The sequence below is a fragment of the Pseudomonadota bacterium genome, assembly GCA_034660915.1.
Taxonomy (GTDB): Bacteria; Desulfobacterota; Anaeroferrophillalia; order Anaeroferrophillales; family Anaeroferrophillaceae; genus DQWO01.
Map to the genome: position 1 here is coordinate 14598 of JAYEKE010000160.1, position 18168 is coordinate 32765.

At 50.6% G+C, this 18168-nt stretch carries 16 protein-coding genes; 9 read left to right on the forward strand and 7 right to left on the reverse strand.

Annotated elements, in window-relative coordinates; all coding sequences use genetic code 11:
• Positions 1 to 74: 74 nt before the first annotated feature.
• The 5 genes from U9P07_09390 to pilB form a co-directional block, all read right to left on the reverse strand.
• Entirely contained in the window at positions 75 to 1466 is a 1392-nt protein-coding gene (locus tag U9P07_09390) for a sigma-54 dependent transcriptional regulator (protein ID MEA2109618.1), read from the reverse strand.
• Positions 1467 to 1772: 306 nt separating this feature from the next.
• Positions 1773 to 3455, reverse strand: a complete 1683-nt coding sequence (locus U9P07_09395; GenBank protein ID MEA2109619.1) for an ATP-binding protein — start codon at positions 3453 to 3455, stop codon at positions 1773 to 1775.
• 99 nt (positions 3456 to 3554) lie between these two features.
• Positions 3555 to 4763: a type II secretion system F family protein gene (locus U9P07_09400; protein MEA2109620.1), complete on the reverse strand. Its 1209-nt coding sequence runs from the start codon at positions 4761 to 4763 to the stop codon at positions 3555 to 3557.
• A gap of 137 nt (positions 4764 to 4900) precedes the next feature.
• Positions 4901 to 5971, reverse strand: a complete 1071-nt coding sequence (locus U9P07_09405) for a type IV pilus twitching motility protein PilT (GenBank protein MEA2109621.1) — start codon at positions 5969 to 5971, stop codon at positions 4901 to 4903.
• Between the two features lie 215 nt (positions 5972 to 6186).
• The gene (pilB, locus tag U9P07_09410; protein MEA2109622.1) at positions 6187 to 7896 is read right to left on the reverse strand and encodes a type IV-A pilus assembly ATPase PilB; all 1710 of its coding nucleotides are present in this window, start codon (positions 7894 to 7896) and stop codon (positions 6187 to 6189) included.
• 229 nt (positions 7897 to 8125) lie between these two features.
• On the opposite strand from pilB, the gene U9P07_09415 reads away from it, so the two are divergent.
• The gene (locus U9P07_09415) at positions 8126 to 8281 is read left to right on the forward strand and encodes a hypothetical protein (protein MEA2109623.1); all 156 of its coding nucleotides are present in this window, start codon (positions 8126 to 8128) and stop codon (positions 8279 to 8281) included.
• 69 nt (positions 8282 to 8350) lie between these two features.
• Here U9P07_09415 and U9P07_09420 read toward each other — a convergent pair whose 3' ends face one another.
• Entirely contained in the window at positions 8351 to 9232 is an 882-nt protein-coding gene (locus U9P07_09420) for a shikimate dehydrogenase (protein ID MEA2109624.1), read from the reverse strand.
• Between the two features lie 368 nt (positions 9233 to 9600).
• On the opposite strand from U9P07_09420, the gene U9P07_09425 reads away from it, so the two are divergent.
• The 3 genes from U9P07_09425 (at position 9601) to U9P07_09435 (ending at position 12996) form a co-directional block, all read left to right on the forward strand.
• Positions 9601 to 9909, forward strand: coding sequence for a DUF4212 domain-containing protein (locus U9P07_09425; protein MEA2109625.1), 309 nt, complete (start codon positions 9601 to 9603; stop codon positions 9907 to 9909).
• A 61-nt stretch (positions 9910 to 9970) separates the two neighbouring features.
• Positions 9971 to 11578 (forward strand): VC_2705 family sodium/solute symporter, encoded by a 1608-nt coding sequence (locus U9P07_09430; GenBank protein ID MEA2109626.1) that lies wholly within the window; start codon positions 9971 to 9973, stop codon positions 11576 to 11578.
• A gap of 167 nt (positions 11579 to 11745) precedes the next feature.
• Positions 11746 to 12996, forward strand: coding sequence for a DUF294 nucleotidyltransferase-like domain-containing protein (locus tag U9P07_09435; protein MEA2109627.1), 1251 nt, complete (start codon positions 11746 to 11748; stop codon positions 12994 to 12996).
• A gap of 175 nt (positions 12997 to 13171) precedes the next feature.
• Here U9P07_09435 and U9P07_09440 read toward each other — a convergent pair whose 3' ends face one another.
• The gene (locus U9P07_09440) at positions 13172 to 13588 is read right to left on the reverse strand and encodes a CBS domain-containing protein (protein ID MEA2109628.1); all 417 of its coding nucleotides are present in this window, start codon (positions 13586 to 13588) and stop codon (positions 13172 to 13174) included.
• Positions 13589 to 13901: 313 nt separating this feature from the next.
• Here U9P07_09440 and U9P07_09445 point away from each other — a divergent pair, with 313 nt between their 5' ends.
• The 5 genes from U9P07_09445 to U9P07_09465 all read left to right on the forward strand — a co-directional run.
• Positions 13902 to 14636 carry a tetratricopeptide repeat protein gene (locus tag U9P07_09445; GenBank protein ID MEA2109629.1) on the forward strand — a complete coding sequence of 245 codons (735 nt, stop codon included), beginning with the start codon at positions 13902 to 13904 and terminating at the stop codon, positions 14634 to 14636.
• A gap of 84 nt (positions 14637 to 14720) precedes the next feature.
• A complete protein-coding gene (gene rpsL, locus U9P07_09450) occupies positions 14721 to 15092 on the forward strand; it encodes a 30S ribosomal protein S12 (GenBank protein MEA2109630.1) in 372 nt (123 codons plus the stop codon).
• Positions 15093 to 15145: 53 nt separating this feature from the next.
• Entirely contained in the window at positions 15146 to 15616 is a 471-nt protein-coding gene (gene rpsG / locus U9P07_09455) for a 30S ribosomal protein S7 (GenBank protein MEA2109631.1), read from the forward strand.
• 18 nt (positions 15617 to 15634) lie between these two features.
• On the forward strand, positions 15635 to 17713 hold the full coding sequence (fusA, locus tag U9P07_09460; protein MEA2109632.1) for an elongation factor G: 2079 nt from the start codon (positions 15635 to 15637) through the stop codon (positions 17711 to 17713).
• Positions 17714 to 17939: 226 nt separating this feature from the next.
• Positions 17940 to 18168 (forward strand): GTP-binding protein (locus U9P07_09465; protein MEA2109633.1); only part of this gene is annotated, 229 nt, incomplete at its 3' end.

Consider the following 18168-nt stretch of genomic DNA (forward strand, 5'->3'; position numbering starts at 1 on the left):
AAGGCTAAAGGCTAAAGGTGTAAGGTATAAGGCTAAAGGCTAAAGGCTAAAGGTGCAAGGTATAAGGTTCAAGGCTAAAGGTCAAGTTTTTCCAGCCGGTAGCGGAAAGAGCGGAAGGAAAGGCCGAGGAGCTTGGCCGCCTTAGTCTTATTGTGGTCGCAGTGTTCCAGCGCCTGGTTGATGAGCTGGAGTTCTAATTCGGCCAGAGTTTTTTCCAGGTCAAGGCCGTCTTCCGGCAGCCGCAGGTCGACTCCGGTTCCATTGCTTGCCGGCCTGGTCATGGCCGGTGGCAGACTGGCCGGGGTGATGGCGGTGCCTGTTTCCATGATGACGCCGCGCTCAATAATATTTTCCAGCTCCCGGACATTGCCCGGAAAGCCGTAGTTCAGCATGATGTTGATGGCGTCCAGGCTGATATCGCCGATGCCGCGCCCATATTCCTGATTGTATTGCTGGAGAAAATGCCTGGCCAGCAGGGGGATGTCGCTGCCCCGCTCCCGTAGCGGTGGCAGATTGATGGTGATGACATTCAGCCGGTAGAAAAGATCTTCACGGAAATTTCCCTTGTTGACTTCCTCTTCCAGCTCCCGGTTGGTGGCCGAAAGCACCTGGACATCCACCGCCCGTTCCATCGTACTTCCCACTCGCATGAAACTTTTTTCCTGAATTACCCGCAGCAGTTTTACCTGCAGGGCCGGGGGGATTTCACCGATCTCATCCAGAAAAATGGTGCCGCCGTCAGCAGCGGCGAAATAGCCGTCCCTGGTTTTGCTCGCCCCGGTAAAGGCCCCCTTCTCATGGCCGAAAAACTCACTTTCCATCAGCTGCTCGGGGATGGCGCCGCAATTGACGGTGACAAAGGGCTGGTCCTTGCGGGGGCCGGTGTAATGGATGGCCCGGGCAACCAGTTCCTTGCCGGTGCCCGATTCGCCGGTAACCAGGATGTTGGCTCTGGTCTGGGCCACCCGCTGGATTAATTCGTAGACCTTGAGCATGGCCGGGCTTTTGCCGATCAGGTTGCCAAAGCCGTAGCGTTTTTCCAGTTCCTGCTGCAGTCGCCGGTTTTCCCTTTGCAACTGTGAATTCTTCAGGGCCTTTTCGATGGTCAGCAGGATTTCATCGTTATTGAAGGGCTTGATAATATAGTCATAAGCACCCCGCTTCATTGCCTGGATGGCGGTATCGGTGGAGGCATAGGCGGTAATCATGATGACTTCGGTGCTTGGCGTTTTTTTCTTGATCAGCTGCAAAAGTTCCAGCCCGGACATCTCAGGCATATTGATGTCGGATATTACCAGGTCGAAGGTTCCGGTTTCAAGATCTCTGACGGCTTCCCGGGCCGACTGCCGGCTGCTGACCTGGTAACCGTTTTTCTGCAGGATTATTTCCAGAAATTCGCACATGCTGGCTTCATCATCAACGATGAGAAGCTGGGCGTGAGGATTTAAATTGGGGGATGGCAGCATTATGATTTAGCCTGCTTTTTGTTCTCTGCGGTTATAATATAACCTAAGTTAAACGATTAGCTAACCACTCAATTCAGCTGTAATAATGTACTCCTGCCTTGTACTCAATCAAATAAAAATTGTAACTGTTCAGCGTAATATTTTATTCACCACAGAGAACACAGAGTTCACAGAGAAAGACACTAATTAGCTCAGCTCTGTGCTCTCTAGTGAGCGTTAGCGAACGGGTGGTTTAAATATTTTGTATAGAACTTGAAAAACGCTGAGTAGTTACTGAAAATTTTCATTTTTCAAGACAGACCTCTCTTATCTATCGGCAGCCGGCCGGGAGTCTTCAGGGATTTTTTTTGCAGCGTTCGCCAGGGGGAAGCTTACTATTGTCTGGCATCCTGAACTGCTTGCCGGATTTTGAATGGCGATGGTGCCGCCGTTGAGTTTCAACAGCTGAAAAACGATGAACAGGCCGAGGCCGGTGCCTTCCTTTTTGGTAGTGAAGAATGGTTCGAAAATATTGCCGGCCACTTCAGCCGGAATCCCGGGGCCGTCGTCTTCAATGATGACCTTGATGACTGGTTCACTGTTTTTCCCGTATCCGGCGGGATTTTTCTTTACTATACTGTTGAGCTTAATGCTGCCATCTTCTTCCACTGCTTCGATGGCATTCTTGTAGAGATTCCAGAATACCTGCCTTATCTGATCGGGATTTCCGCTAACCAGCTGTTCTCCCGATGCAAAAGTTTCAGCGAAGCTGATCCGGGGAAACTGGTTGCGGAAGAGAAAAACGATATCCTTGAGTATGGCTGTCAGGTCAATATTTTTTTGTTCCCGGCTGTCCTGACGGGCGAAGGAGAGAAAATCGCCGATCAAGCGGTTAAGCCGGTCTGATTCCCGCAAAATAATCTGCATCAATTTAGCATGGGTTGGATCTTCCAGCTTAAGTTCGCTGTGCAGCATTTCCACCGAGCCGCGGATGGCGGCCATTGGATTGCGAATTTCATGGGCCATGCTGGCCGAAAGTCGTCCCAGCACCGCCAGTCGGTCGGCAATCTTCAGCTGTTGTTCAATTTTTTTCAATTCAGTCAGGTCCTGAAAAACTACGATTTTTCCCAATTGCTCACCGGTTTCGTTTTCCAGGTCGGTGATGGAGTAGCCGAGGGTCAGCCGCCTGCCGTCCGGGTGGTGATAGTCAAGCTCATGGCGAAGCAGGGCTTTCCCTTCCTGTAATTCCGGCAGCTCCGGCATCAGCATATCCAGCGGGCGCTTCAACACTGATGAAAGAGAGCGGCCGAGCAGTTGTTCTCCGGCCTTGTTCAGCGAAATGATAGTCATTTGATTGTCAATGGTAAGCAGGCCGCTGTCAATTGACTGGACAATATGATCACTGATGCGCTTGATTTCCGCCAGGTCGCTTTCCTTCTGTTTTAGAGCCTCCCGGGTTTTCTGGTGTTCCCGGGTGATCAGCCGGAGAATGAAGGCGAAAATGAGAAATGATGTCAGCCGCAGAAAAAGGGCGGAAGCAAAAGTGCCGTGGGCATTGGCTGTCAGCAGCGGCAGGGCCAGGATATCGCTTGCCGGGGGGGAGAAGTGACAAATGATGACCGCCGTATATGAAAGGCAACAGAGGAGCAGTAATGCCAGGTTCTTCTGCCGCTCAAGAAAGAGCGAGCTGCCAAGGATGATAAAATAGTACAACGGAAAAAAAAGGCTGTAGAATCCTCCGGTCAGCAACAACAGGATGCTGATCAGGATGACATCAATGGCCAGCTGGGTGAAGAGAAAGCGTTGCTGATTGACCTTTTTATAGAGCAGCACGGCGTAGATGATGGTGATCAGGTAGACAAGGGCAATGTACAGATAGAGGGAATAGGAAAGGGGAATGCTGTTGTCAGGCCAGGTAAAATCAAAAAGAATCAGGATCCCCAGCAGGATGGTGACGATGCAGACCCGGAAGGCCAGGAGAATTCGGATCCTTTTAGGAGTGAAAGACATAGGTAGCGATCAGCTTTCAGCTGTTAGTGATCAGCCTTGAAAACTCAGGGTTTTAGATTAAGCTGATAGCTGAATGCTGATCGCTGACAGCTATGTTTTTTAATGTACCACTGAGCCCAGTTGGAAGATCGGCAGATACATGGCGACGATCATGGTTCCCAGTATCGTGCCCAGGAAAACCATCATCAGTGGTTCGATCATCGAAGTCAGGGCGGCCACGGCGGCATCCACCTCGTCATCGTAGAAATCAGCGATCTTGTTGAGCATGTCATCCAGGGCGCCGGTGGATTCTCCCACCGAAATCATCTGTACCACCATGGGCGGGAAAATACCGCTGTCCCCCAGCGGTTCGGCAATAGTTTTCCCCTGGCTGATACTGTCTTTGGTGGCTATGATGGCGTTTTCAATAATGATATTGCCCGCGGTTTTGGCTACAATTCCCAGTGAGGTAAGGATAGGCACGCCACTGGAGATCATGGTTCCCAGGGTGCGGGTGAATTTAGCCACCGCCACCTTGCGCAGCAGGATGCCGAAAACCGGCAGTTTGAGAAATGTCCGGTCAAAAAAGGTCCGGCCTTTGGTGGTTTTGTAGATCTGTCTGAAGGCAATGGCCAGAATAATCAGGCCGAAAATCATGAGCAGGACATTGTTGCGCATGAAGTGACTGATGTTGACCACCACCTGGGTCAGCCAGGGCAGGTCGGCGCCAAATCCGGTAAACATCTTCTGGAAGGACGGAATAACAAAAATCATCATGATGGCGACGACGATAACCGCAACTGACAGCACCGAGGCCGGATAGACCAGGGCTCCCTTGACCTTTTTCTTCAGTTTCATGTTCTTTTCCATGAAAAAGGCCAGGCGGTTGAGGATGACATCCAGGGCGCCGCCCATTTCCCCGGCATCTACCATGTTGCAGTAGAGGGAATCAAAAACCTTGGGATGATGACGCAGGGCTTCGGCCAGGGTTTCACCTTTTTCGACATTTTCCTTGATGGTGATTAATACCTGTTGGAATTCCTTGTGGTCCTGCTGTGATGACTGGATTTCAAGACACTGAATGATCGGCAGTCCGGCATTAATCATGGTGGCAAACTGCCGGGTAAAGACCACCACGTTTTTTTCCGGTACCCGGCCCTTGAGAAAAGGCAGGGTGATCTGGATTTCTTTCGGCTTTTTCTTGACCTTGACCTGAGTTATTCCCTTTTTGCGCAGGCCGAGGATGACCATACTGTCAGACAGGGCTTCGATTTCTCCCTTCACCTTTTTGCCTTGCCGGTCCTTGCCTTGCCATAGAAAAACAGTCATAGTTTTTTCTCCTAAATTATCGATGATCAGCTTTCAGCTGCTATTGGTAACGCCATGATAGCTGTTCCATGTTTTTCTGAACGCTGACAGCTGATGGCTGAAAGCATTGACCTGGAACCGATTGTTTTCAGGTCATATTAAATAGCCAGATTCCCGAGCATCTGGCGCAGTTCTGTTGGATCATTGCTTTTGCCCAGCGCATCGGTAAAGCTGATCAATCCCCGCTGGTACAGATTGGCCAGCGACTGGTTCATGGTCTGCATGGCGAATTTTGCTTGTCCTACCTGCATCTGGGAATATATCTGGTGGACTTTATCTTCCCTGATCAGGTTTCGAATTGCCGAGTTGGGGATCATGATTTCCATCGCCATAACCCGGCCTTTACCGTTACTGCGGGGCAGCAGCTGCTGGGAAATCACCCCTTCAAGGACAAAAGAGAGTTGGGAACGGATCTGGGGCTGCTGATGTGAAGGAAAAATATCGATGATCCGGTTGATGGTCTGGGCGCAGCTGTTGGTATGCAGGGTGGCCATGGTCAGGTGGCCGGTTTCGGCTACCGTCAGCGATGATGCCACCGTTTCCAGATCCCGTAATTCGCCAACCAGGACCACGTCCGGATCCTGACGGAGAATGTAGCGCAGGGCCTGGGCAAAGGTTTCAGTATCTGATTTTATTTCCCGCTGGTTGACGATGCATTTTTTGTGCGGGTGGACAAACTCGATGGGATCTTCAATGGTGATGATATGTTCGTGGCGTTCACGGTTGATCTGATCGATCATTGCCGACAGGGTGGTGGTTTTACCGCTGCCGGTGGGGCCGGTTACCAGGACCAGTCCCGAAGGTTTTTTGCTCAGTTCCTTGATGATCGGCGGCAGTCCCAGCTCTTCAAATGTCTTGATTTCAAAAGGAATGGCCCGAAAGGCCCCGGCTACCGTGCCGCGCTGAACAAAGATATTGGCCCGAAAGCGGCTTATTCCCTTGATGCCGAACGACAGGTCCAGTTCGTTTTCTTCCTCAAAACGATGCTTCTGGGTGTCTGTGAGAATACTGTAACACATCTGCTTGGTATCTGTCGGGGTCAAAGGCGGCAGGTCCAGAGGGTAGAGCTTGCCGTCGATCCGCAACTGCGGTGGTGTTGCCGAGGTGATGTGGAGATCAGAAGCACCTTCATCGTACATGGTTTTGAGTAGTTGATGCAAAGTTGCCATAATATTTCACTCCGTGAAATCAGCTATTAGCTGTTAGCAGTTAGCTTTTGAATGAAGCTGTTCAACATTTTCTTTGCCTCATTGACCTGAAGACCATGAGCCTTTCCCCAAACTTTAAGTTTTCTAAAATCTCTCATAGCCACATTTTTCAATGCTAATAGCTAATAGCTAACAGCTAAACGCTAACTGCTAAGGATTAGAAAGCCTCCGGCTTTCTAATCCTTAGCAGTTACCCTCAATACTTCCCTGAAGCTGGTAACCCCTTCCAGGACTTTGCTAAGTCCGCTCTGGCGCAGGGTTTTCATTCCGTTTTTGATCGCCATGTTCTTGAGCTCAATGGTATTGGCTCCATCAACCACCGCACTTTTCAACTCCTCGGTCATCGGCATGACTTCATAGAGGGCAATACGTCCTTTGTAGCCGGTATTGTTACAGTCGTTGCAGCCTTTACCTTTGTAACAGGTAGCCTCGGTCGCTACCTCTTCGGGCATGCCGCTCTGGACCAGGGCTTTGACCGGGATGTCCGCGGGCTCCCGGCAATTGGGGCAGATTTTCCGGGCCAGCCGCTGGGCCAGGACCAGGTTCAGGGATGAAACGATTAAAAAGGGCTCAACTCCCATATTTATCAGCCGGGTTACCGTGCTGGGTGCGTCATTGGTATGCAGGGTAGAGAGAACCAGATGGCCGGTGAGAGCCGCTTTGATGCTGATCTCAGCCGTTTCCAGATCCCGCATTTCGCCCACCAGGATAATATCCGGATCCTGGCGCAGGAAAGATCTGAGGGCCGAAGCAAAGGTCAGTTTGATCTTTTCCCTGATCTGTACCTGGTTAACCCCTTGCAAGTTGAATTCCACCGGATCTTCAGCGGTCATAATATTATCTGAAACTTTATTCAGTTCACTGAGGGCGGAATACAGGGTGGTGGTTTTGCCGCTACCGGTGGGTCCGGTTACCAGAACCATGCCGAAGGGCTGGTAAATGGCTTCTTTTACGTGTTTAAGGGGTGTTTCCTCAAACCCCAGCTTGGTCATATCCAGCTGCAGGTTAGACTGATCCAGCAGGCGCAGAACAATTTTTTCACCGAAGAGAGTGGGTAGGACTGAGACCCGGAAATCCATGGTCTTGCCCTTGCCGACTTTCATTTTGATCCGGCCGTCCTGGGGCAGTCGCCGTTCGGCAATGTCCAGTTCCGACATGATTTTGACCCGGGAGGTGATGGCGCTTTTCAGTTTCATGGGCGGCTTCATCACCTCGTAAAGCACCCCGTCAATCCGGTAGCGGACCCTGAACATCTTTTCATATGGTTCCAGGTGGACGTCGCTGGCGCCTTTGCGGATGGCATCCACCAGGATGTGGTTGACCAGGCGGATAACCGGGGCGTCCTCGGTTTCCTTTTTCAGCTCCGAGACATTCAGGTCCTCTTCTTCCTGAATCAGCTCCATTTCGCTGTCATCGAAGGTGGACATGACATCTTCAAGCATGGACGATGAATCAAAGAGTTTCTCAATGGTTCCTTTGATCATCGTTTCCGAGGCCACTACGATTTCAACATTGTAACCGGTGATGAACTTTATGTCATCGATGGCGGAAATGTTAGTGGGGTCGCAGGTGGCGACAATCAGGGTTGATCCCACCCGGTTGATGGGGATGGTCATGTATTTATTGACCAGGTCGTTGGGAATCAGGGTGGCGACCTGTTCATCGATCTTAAAATCTTTCAGGTTGACTGCCGGCACCCCGTACTGAACACAGAGGAAGTTAACCAGGTCATCTTCACTGATATAGCCGAGCTGGACCAGCTTGGAGCCGAGCCGGCCGCCATTCATTTTCTGTTCCTGCAGGGCCTGATTCAGCTGGGCTTCGCTGATCAGCTTGGTGCTGACCAGCATTTCCCCCAGCCGTTTATTTTTGAGGCTCATGTGCATATGTCCAAATTTTTTATCAACTGCTAAAACAGAACCATTTCTGTCCGTTGAATATGTTAGCTCAATACTGATATTGAGCTGTTGGCGATTAGCCGTTAGCCATTAGTTCAATGATTACATGATCTTTACTGTTACTATTACTACAAACTGTCATCCGTTAGGTTCTATTATCAACTTTCTGAGTTGTTCTAAAAACAGCTAAAAATAAATTTCGGGGGGATGTTCCGGCATGGCTCCCGCTCATTCTCGCCGGCCGTCCATGGCCGGCTTCCGAGGCGTCCGCCGCGAATCACATCGTGTGATTCGTTCGGCGGCCAATAACCGCTATGAGCCAAGTCCGAACATCCTGCTAATATGTCCATGGCAATGCAAGTCAGAAAGTTGATTTTTATTGTTAATAAGTGCAATACCTTGCTTTTTTAAAGCTAAACGCTGATAGCTAAAAGCTAATCGCTTAACTTACTGTTGATGATTGCAGGTCCCGATAAACTTTTTCATAGAATGCTTCCGCCTCGGACAGGGAAAACCGATTTCCCATCCAGATGAGAAAACTTCTCATGGCCTGGCGGATGAGCATTTCCAGGCCATCAATCCGCGTCCAGCCGGCTGGTGCTTTTTTTCGTTCTGCCGCCGGGCCGTAATTGATGGTATAATAAACAGCCTGGTTGCCATCCCTTAGCAGCCATTCTGGCGGATCAAAAGGTATGCTGCCAGGCAAGGTGTCAATGACCATGTCCGGGATTTTGGCGGCTGATTGCCGCTTGGCATCCTGAAAAAAGTCCTCCAGCCGGCAGGCTTTGAACCGGGTTTTTGGAAAGATGCGGCTAAAACTATCAGTCATTGCCACTGCTTTTTCAAATGTTCGGTTGAAGAGTTCGATTTCTTTACAATTATTTTCCCCCAGGGCGTAGAGAACGGCCCTGGCGGAACCGCCGCTTCCAAGGACGGCAATCCGCCGACCGGCCGGATTCAGCTGCTGGCGTTCCAGGGAGTCGGCAAAACCGCTCCAGTCGGTGTTGGCTCCAAGCAACCGCCCATCCCGGATGGTGATGGTATTTACCGCCCCGATATGGCGGGCGGCATCATCCAGCTGGTCCAGATATTTAAAGACCGTTTCCTTGTGGGGGATAGTAATATTGACTCCACTGATGTTAAGGGCCCGGAGGCCGGCAATTGCAGTCTCCACCCGGGACGGTGCTACCGGGAAAGGCAGGTAGACGGCATCAATTTCCGCCAGGCGAAAGACGGTGTTATGAATTTTCGGTGAAAGAGAATGGTTTACCGGCTTTCCGATAATTCCATAAATTAACGTTTCGCTGGTGATATTTTTCTCCATTGTCTTGACTCCCTCTCCATATTTGCTTAATGATATTAGTTGATTATATCTGTGTTGGCTAAATAACTTTAATTGTACGCCTTTGTGATAAAGCGTGCAAGAAAAAATGGTAATAAAATATCGTTTTTTTTCCTTGACATCCATAGGACAATGTTTTAACTATCCATGTTAAGGTTCAATAAGGACAACTATATTGGACCGATTTCCCTTTGCCGGGGGTTGCGTACACCGTGGTTGAGATTCAGGAAAGGAGGTGAATTGAAAGGGGTGCAGGCTTTCGTTTATTGCAGTTGATTGTTCTTTTATACTATTTTTTTTCGGGCTATCTCAAAAGGGGAATATAACTTTTTGGAGGAGGAGTAGAAATTATGGCTGAAAACAAGTATTACATCAATATCTTCAAGCCTCAGACCGAGTTCATGAAGACCGAGGCGAAGTATATCTGGCTCATGCTGTTGATCTGGGCGGTGGGAACCTTCGGGTTTCAAATCCTGCTGCGGCTGGTGCAGACAAATGACATAGGTCAGAGTTTTATCACCAACATGAGATTTCTGGGCTTCCCATTCCATTACTGGTGGTCTGCTCAGGCTATGATCATCGTCTATATCCTGTTGTGCATCTGGTTTAATATTCTTGTTGATGCGTTGGAAGATCGGCATGAAAAAGGTGACATTTAAGCTGTGGGAGTTGCTGCTGGATTGTCTCTATTTAAAAAATTTTATATCTAGGGGGTAAATTATGGGAATACAAACTGGATTTAAGCTGGGACCGGCGATTATTCTGGCCGTTATTCTAGTTGCTTTTGTTGGTATTGGTGTCGGCCATAAAGCCAAGGATCAGGATGACTACTGGGCGGCCGGCCGTGGTATCGGCCGGGTGGGCGCCGGCGCCGCCATCGCCAGTAACTGGATGAGTGCGGCCAGTTTTCTGGGTATGGCCGGCCTGCTCTATTTGAAGGGCTATTTTTCGACGGCTTATCTCCTCGGCTGGACCGGCGGTTACGTTATGCTGCTGGTGCTGATGGCCGGGCAGATCCGTCGCTTCGGGAAATATACCGCCGGCGATTTTATCGGTGACCGTTACGAGTCCAACGCGGCGCGGATTATTGCCGCCGTGACGGCGATTATAATTTCTTTAACCTACTCCATCGCCCAGTACAAGGGGATCGCCCTAATGTTCAGCTGGGTGTTCGGCTTTAACTATGCCACCTCGGTTATCGTTGGTACCGGCGTCGTTCTGACTTATATTATCATCGCCGGGATGCTCGGGGCTACCAAGAACATGCAGTTCCAGTACACGGTTATTATTACCGCTTTTATCTTCCCGCTGATTTTTATTGCCAGGAAACTGGGCTATTTCTATCTGATCCCGGAAATCGGCTATGGCTCCGCGGTGTGGGATCTGGGACACACTTATGCCACCGCGGCCGGCATTGGTCAGGACGCTACCGCGGCTCTGGCTCCGGGACTGGCGGCTAAAATTGCCGCAGCCAACGTGAAATTCGTGGCGCCCTGGGGTGTGAGTTCTATGTACAAGTGGATTGCCCTGTGTTTTACCATGATGGTGGGGACTGCTGGTCTGCCGCACGTGCTCTCCCGTTTCTACGTTGTGCCTAATACCCGTGACGCCCGCTGGTCAGTAGTCTGGGGCCTGTTCTTTATCGGTCTGCTCTACTGGAGTTCACCGGCTTACGCCAACTTCGCCCGGGTCATGGCTGCCAAGATGGGCATGGTGCCGAGGAAGGAACTGGCCGACGCCATTGTCGTTCTGGCTGCTGAACGGGCCGGGCTGCCCCAGTGGTTCTGCGGCTATCTGGCTGCCGGGGCCATTTCGGCGGCTTTCTCCACGGTTTCCGGTCTGCTGATTGCAGCGGGTTCGGCGGTTGCCCATGATATCTACTACCGGGTTATCAATCCTGATGCCTCTGAAAAATCCCGGATGGTGGTTTCCAAGGTTGCCGTTTTTGGTCTCGGGCTGGTTGTTATTATTTTCGCCTTGAAGCCGTTCGCTCTGATTGCCCAGATTGTCGCCATGGCTTTCGCCATTGCCGGGAATACCATCTTTCCTACCTTCCTGCTGGGGATCTGGTGGGGCCGCGCCAACAAATATGGTGCCATCGCCGGCATGCTGACGGGTCTTGGTCTTACGGTTTTCTTCTTCTTCTGGGGGAGGGGTGCCGGCAAGGGTACCTTTCTGTCCGAGCTGATTCCGTTCACCTCTTCGTCACTGATCCTGATGCCGGTGGCTTTGATTACCAATATTATCGTTTCCTCGATGACCCCGCCGCCATCTGAGGAAATCCGCAAGTTTCTCCACGAGCAGGTGCATGGGGTGAAATTTGGCTAGGTTGATGATAGTTTAACTTTTAACCAGATTAAGGAAGGGGCGCGTTATGCGCCCCTTCTTTATTTTTGTGGATTTTCCACCATTTTTGGTTTATCATTACTTATAGGGAAAAGAAGAGAAACTGAACACGCCCTGAAGTCCTTGCTAATATTTTGTGACCGGAAACAATGCCAACTACCTATCAAGCGAAAGATTTTATCTCCCTGTATCGTGATTTTAAAGCGGCAGACGACGGCCGGCGCGATCAGTTACTCATTGAGGCGGTTGCCGGAAAGCGTGAACAGCTCTATTTCCCGACTTTAAAAGAACGTCTGCTGGTCATGGATGATGCCCGCCAGGTGCTGGCTGACCGGCAGAAATATCTTGAACAGCGCTGGCATGAGATTGTTGTTCAGGTCCGTCGCATCAATGCCTCCCGTTCCCTGGAGGAACTGGTTGCTCTGCATCGGTCGTTGAATAACATAGCGGTGGAGCTTTTTCTTCGCCATATCGGGGTGATGGAACTGCACCAGGTGATTACCTACTATCGGGATCGGATCACGGAAAAAGTGATCGACCTGGTGGTGGAGCGGCTTGGGCCACCTCCATGTCCCTTTGCCTGGTTCAACATGGGTAGTGACGGCCGGCGGGAGCAGAGTTTTTTTACTGACCAGGATAACGCCCTGGTCTATGAGACCGGGGGGTCAACCGATATTGACGCTTATTTCAAAAACTTTGCCAGACAGGCGGTAGATGATCTGGATACTGCCGGCTTTGCTTTATGTACCGGCAATATCATGCCGGTCAACGACCACTGGCGGGGTTCCTACTCCGAGTGGCGGGAGATGATGGAGAAGGTATTCGCTAACCAGGACCAGGAAAACCTGCTGCGCATCATTATCCTTATGGATGTCGCTTATTGCTGTGGCTCCCAGGCGGTTGGTGACCGTTTTCACGCCAAGGTTCATACGATGATCCATAATCATTTTAATGCCTTGATGACCATGGCCCGCAGCGCGGTCATGTCATCCGTCGCCCTCAATTTCTTTAAAAGATTTCGCCTTGAGCGCAGCGGGACCCATGCCGGTAAATTTAACGTCAAGTTATTCGGCTGGGCTCCTTTGATCATGACCACCAGGGTCTTTGCCTTGAAATACGGGATAACCGCCACCAATACTATTTCCCGCCTTAAGGCTCTGGAGGCCGGGCACTATTTTGACCGGGAGCTTGCCGAGCGGCTGCAGAAGGCCTACCTGGTGCTGACCAGGGCCAAGATGATTTCCCAAGTGGAGGCTATTGTTGCCGGGACGACGTATGATTATTATCTCGATCCATCGGTGTTGTCTGAAGATGAGCATGAATCACTGCGGGAAGCCCTGATCAGTGTTGAAGCGCTGCAGAAGCTGGCTTATAACAGCTTTTTCGGAGGAATGATGTGAGAGAAAGGATAAAGGTGCAAGGTAAAAGGTGCAAGGTAAAAACCGCCGATTTCAGCGGTTTTAAGTCCCTTATTTTTGTGAATCTGCCACTTGAAAATAGCGGTTAATTTAACCGGTTAAGCCATGTAGGAAAGTTGAATCTTTTAAACCTTATACCTTATCCCGTATCCCATTATTATATCGTGCAGCAGCTGCAGCCGGCCAGGGCCTTCAAAATATCCCCCCGGGTGACGATGCCCAGGAGGCTTCCGCCTTCTATTACCGGTAACCGGTTGATGTTGCTATTGATCATGATCATGGCGCAGGCTTCAATGGCTTCCACCGGGGGGACGGAAATGACTTCTGTTTTCATGTAATCTTTAACCTTGTAGGCACAGGTTCGCTTCAGTTTCTCCGGGGTTTCAAAATCGATATCAAAAGAAGCCACCAGCGGCAGGATGTCTTTCTTTGAAATGATGCCGACCATTTTATCATCGTCAATTACCGGGACCCCGGTAATATCTTTTTCCTGAAACAGCTCAATGAGATCACATACCCGGTGGTCCGGGGTGACGGTAATTACCTCAGGATTCATTACTTCACCGACCTTCATGATTTTCCGGGACCTCCATTTTTCTGTTTGTCAGAGCTAAAATCATATGTAAGTTGAACAATCAGCCTTCAGCTGTCAGTCATCCATTCATTCATTCAGCTCAAAACATAATATATAGCCACTGTTTTGTCAACTTATTTGCTTGGTCCATTTTGTGGACCATTTTTGTGGTTGACAAAAGGTTGCATTACCTATATATCTCGCTTCCTTTGCCAGCCTGGGCGATCCGGCAGAGTCTTTTTTGTCCCGGAAAAGCCGGGGTGATTATCATTTAAAAAAGCTGATTTTTGCTTTGGGGAAGAAACCTGAATAGATGAGTTTTATCCGGAACCTGCTTACTTTCAATAAAACCATGCGGATAGTGGCCATGGTGGTTGCCGGGATCAGTCTGGTGGTGCTCTTTTTTCTCTGGCGCTCTATTCAGTTGCGCAGTCTCGGCCAGGATGCCAGCTATAAAGCTCCCATGCGCCATTATTCCTCCGGCGAGAAGAAGTTGATTCGCAGCAGTTTTGCCGGTGCCTTACGGGAGTACCGGCAGGCTAAAACAATGCTGGAGGCGATCCCCGGGATCAATCTCGATCAGGATTATTACTATGGTATTGTTCTGAACGGCATTGGTACGGTTCATTTGCGGGTGGGTATTTATGGCGACGGGCAGCTGAAGCCGGATCCGAAACAGCCGTCGGAAGTGACGGCGGAAAAAATCCGGGAAGCGATCAGTTATTTTAAAAACAGTGAACAGATTTTCAGTTCCTGGCTGGCGGAGCATAGACCGCCGGTGGAGGAGATCGCCAGGTTGAAGGCCTCCCGCCGGGATAAGGAAGAAGATGATATTGTTCTGCGGCCTTTTGAGCGCTATGAACGGGCTTTATCGGTAAGTTGCAGTAATCTGGGCATGGCGGCCCGCTATCTCGGCGAAACTAAGCAGGCGATTGCTCATTACAAAAGGTCGCTGGCGCTCTGGCCGGAGCAGGAGGCGGCCAAGGCAAATCTGGCAACGCTGCGGGATGAATCGGGTTTCACGGAACCTGAAGTACCAGAAAAATAGCTTGACTTTCCCTGTTTTTGTTGATAGCTTGCTCGGGTTTTTCTCAAGGTTTTTGCCTAAATATTATATCTGGAGTGATGCAGTATGCCCACATTGAATCAGTTGGTCCGAAAAGGCCGGGAAGAGATAAAAAAGAAGACCAAGGCAGCGGCTTTGAAAGCATCTCCGCAGAAGCGGGGGGTTTGTGTCAGAGTATATACCACCACGCCGAAAAAACCCAACTCCGCCTTGCGGAAAGTGGCCAGGGTGCGGTTGACAAATGGTTTTGAGGTAACTTCCTATATCCCCGGTGAAGGACACAACCTGCAGGAGCACTCAGTGGTAATGATCAGGGGTGGCCGGGTTAAGGACTTGCCCGGGGTTCGCTACCATGTGATCAGGGGAACCCTGGACAGCGTCGGGGTGCAGGACCGCCGTCAGGGACGGTCAAAATATGGAACCAAGCGCCCTAAATAAGTGTCGTGAATTTATGCATGCCCGGTATGGGTATTTTGATTGAGGTGTAAAAGATGTCCCGAAGGCGAGATATACCCAAAAGAGAGGTCATTCCTGATCCCAAATATCGTGATGTGCTGGTAGCCAAGTTTGTCAACCGGCTGATGCTGGATGGCAAAAAAAGCGTCGCTCAGAACATGTTTTATCAGGCGCTTGAAATCGTTGGCGAACGCGGCAAAGATGAGCCTTTCGGGGTTTTTAAAAAAGCGGTGGAGAATGTGAAGCCGCAGGTGGAAGTGAAATCACGCCGGGTTGGTGGGGCAACGTACCAGGTCCCGGTTGAGGTGCGGCCGGAACGCAAGGTTGCCCTGGCCATTCGCTGGCTGATTGCTTATGCCCGCTCCCGGGGTGAGAAGAGTATGGAACAGAAACTGGCGGCTGAGTTCATGGATGCGGCCAATAACCGGGGTGCCGCGGTCAAGAAGCGGGAAGATACCCATAAAATGGCTGAAGCCAATAAAGCTTTTGCCCATTACCGTTGGTAGGAGAGGCAGTGAACCGCCGTGGCTCGTCAATATCTTCTGGAGCGGCAGCGCAATATCGGCATTATGGCCCATATAGATGCCGGCAAGACCACGACCACCGAACGGATACTGTACTATACCGGCATTTCTCATAAAATCGGCGAAGTCCATGATGGTACGGCGACCATGGACTGGATGGAGCAGGAACAGGAACGGGGTATTACCATTACCTCGGCAGCGACCACCTGCTTTTGGCACGATCACCGAATCAATATTATCGATACCCCCGGTCATGTTGATTTTACTATCGAAGTTGAGCGATCCCTGCGGGTGCTTGATGGTGCCATAGCGGTATTCTGCTCGGTTGGCGGGGTTGAGCCCCAGTCAGAAACCGTCTGGCGCCAGGCAGATAAATACCAGGTGCCGCGGATTGCGTTTATTAATAAAATGGATCGTGTCGGGGCCGACTTTGGTCGGGGTATTACCATGATGCGAGACCGCCTGGGAGCTAATCCGCTTCCGGTACAGCTGCCCATCGGGGCGGAAGAGCGGTTCGTCGGGATAATAGACCTGATCGAAGAAAAAGCCATCTATTACGATCCGGGCTCTTTGGGAGTAGAATACGAAATTCGGGAAATACCTGCTGACCTGCGGGAACAGGTTGATGAATATCGGGAAGCTATGGCTGAAATTCTGGCTGATCTCGATGATGATTTTGCCTCCCGCTACCTGGAAGGAGAGAAAGTTTCTCCGGCAGAGATGAGGCAGCTTATCAGGCGGTTGACCCTGACCATCAAACTGACGCCGGTTTTGTGCGGTTCAGCCTTCAAGAATAAGGGGGTGCAGCCGTTGCTTGATGCGATCATTGATTATCTGCCATCTCCTCTCGATGTGGAAGCCATGACGGCCATGGACCCGGTCAGTGATCGAGAAGTGGAGCGGCCGGCGGATGACAGTGCTCCATTTGCCGCCCTGGTATTCAAAATTTTCACGGATCCTTTTGTCGGCCAGCTGGCCTTCCTGCGGGTTTATTCCGGGGTGCTTTCTTCGGGGATGAGCGTTTTGAATTCCAGCCGCTCTCGCAAGGAGCGGATCGGGCGACTGCTCAAGATGCATGCCAATAAGCGGGAAGATGTGAAAGAGGTTTATTCCGGCGATATTGTCGCGGCTATTGGTTTGAAAAGATCAAGTACCGGGGATACGCTCTGTGATGAAAAAAGCCCGGTGATCCTCGAGGCCATGGAGTTTCCTGCACCGGTGATTTCCATTGCCATTGAGCCGAAGAGTAAAGCTGACCAGGATAAACTTGGGCTTGCCCTGGGAAGACTGGCAGCAGAAGACCCTTCCTTCAAGGTTGAAACCGAAGAGGATACCGGGCAGACGATTATTTCCGGGATGGGTGAGTTGCACCTGGAAATTATTGTTGACCGTTTGCGGCGTGAGTTCAAGGTTGATGCTAATATCGGTAAACCGCAGGTTGCCTACCGGGAAGCCATCAGTGCCGCCGTCAGGAGTGAGGGACGTTTTGTCAGACAGTCCGGAGGGCGGGGTCAATACGGTCATGTATGGCTTCGGCTGGAACCCCTGCCTCCTGGTGAAGGATTTGTTTTTGAAGATAAAGTAGTTGGTGGGGTGGTCCCCAGAGAGTATATCCCGGCGGTGAAGAACGGGGTTCAGGAGGCCATGAAAACCGGGGTGCTGGCCGGCTATCCGGTGGTGGATGTTAAGGTTGTTCTGGTAGATGGTTCTTACCATGATGTTGATTCATCCGAGATGGCGTTTAAAATTGCCGGTTCAATGGGGTTTAAAGCCGGTTGTCGTCAGGCTAAACCGATAATTCTGGAGCCGATCATGGAAGTTGAAGTGGTAACTCCGGAAGAATTTCTCGGTGATATAATGGGAGACCTTAATTCCCGCCGCAGCCGGATTCTGGGGATTGAAGCCCGCGGTCGGGCCCAGGTTGTCAATGCGCACGTACCTTTGGGGGAGATGTTTGGTTATTCGACTGACCTGCGGTCCAAGAGCCAGGGAAGGGCAACCTACAGCATGCAGTTTTCCTGTTATGAATCGGTTCCCAAAACAATTAGCGAAGAGATTATCGGGCACAGCAGCCCATGAATATAAATAGTGTTCATCCGGAAACTGCCGTTTCCTGATAAACGCTTTCAGCCATCAGCTTTCAGGAAAACAGTGTATAAGTAATGGTTAAGCTGATAGCTGATAGCCGAAAGCTAAGAGCTGATGGCCCATCCGGAAATTACTGATTTTTGGATGGAAGCTGAATAATTGACTGTCTACTATAGAGGTAGGCCGCACAAGTAAGCGATACTGAGGAGAGTGAGCGATGGCAAAAGCGAAATTTGAGCGGACGAAGCCGCACGTAAACATTGGCACCATAGGTCATGTTGATCATGGCAAGACGACTTTAACCGCAGCGATCACCAAAGTTCTGGCACTGAAAGGCCAGGCGAAGTATACGGCCTTTGATGAGATTGACCGGGCGCCGGAAGAGCGTGAGCGGGGAATTACCATAGCCACGGCCCATGTTGAGTATGAGACGGATAACCGCCACT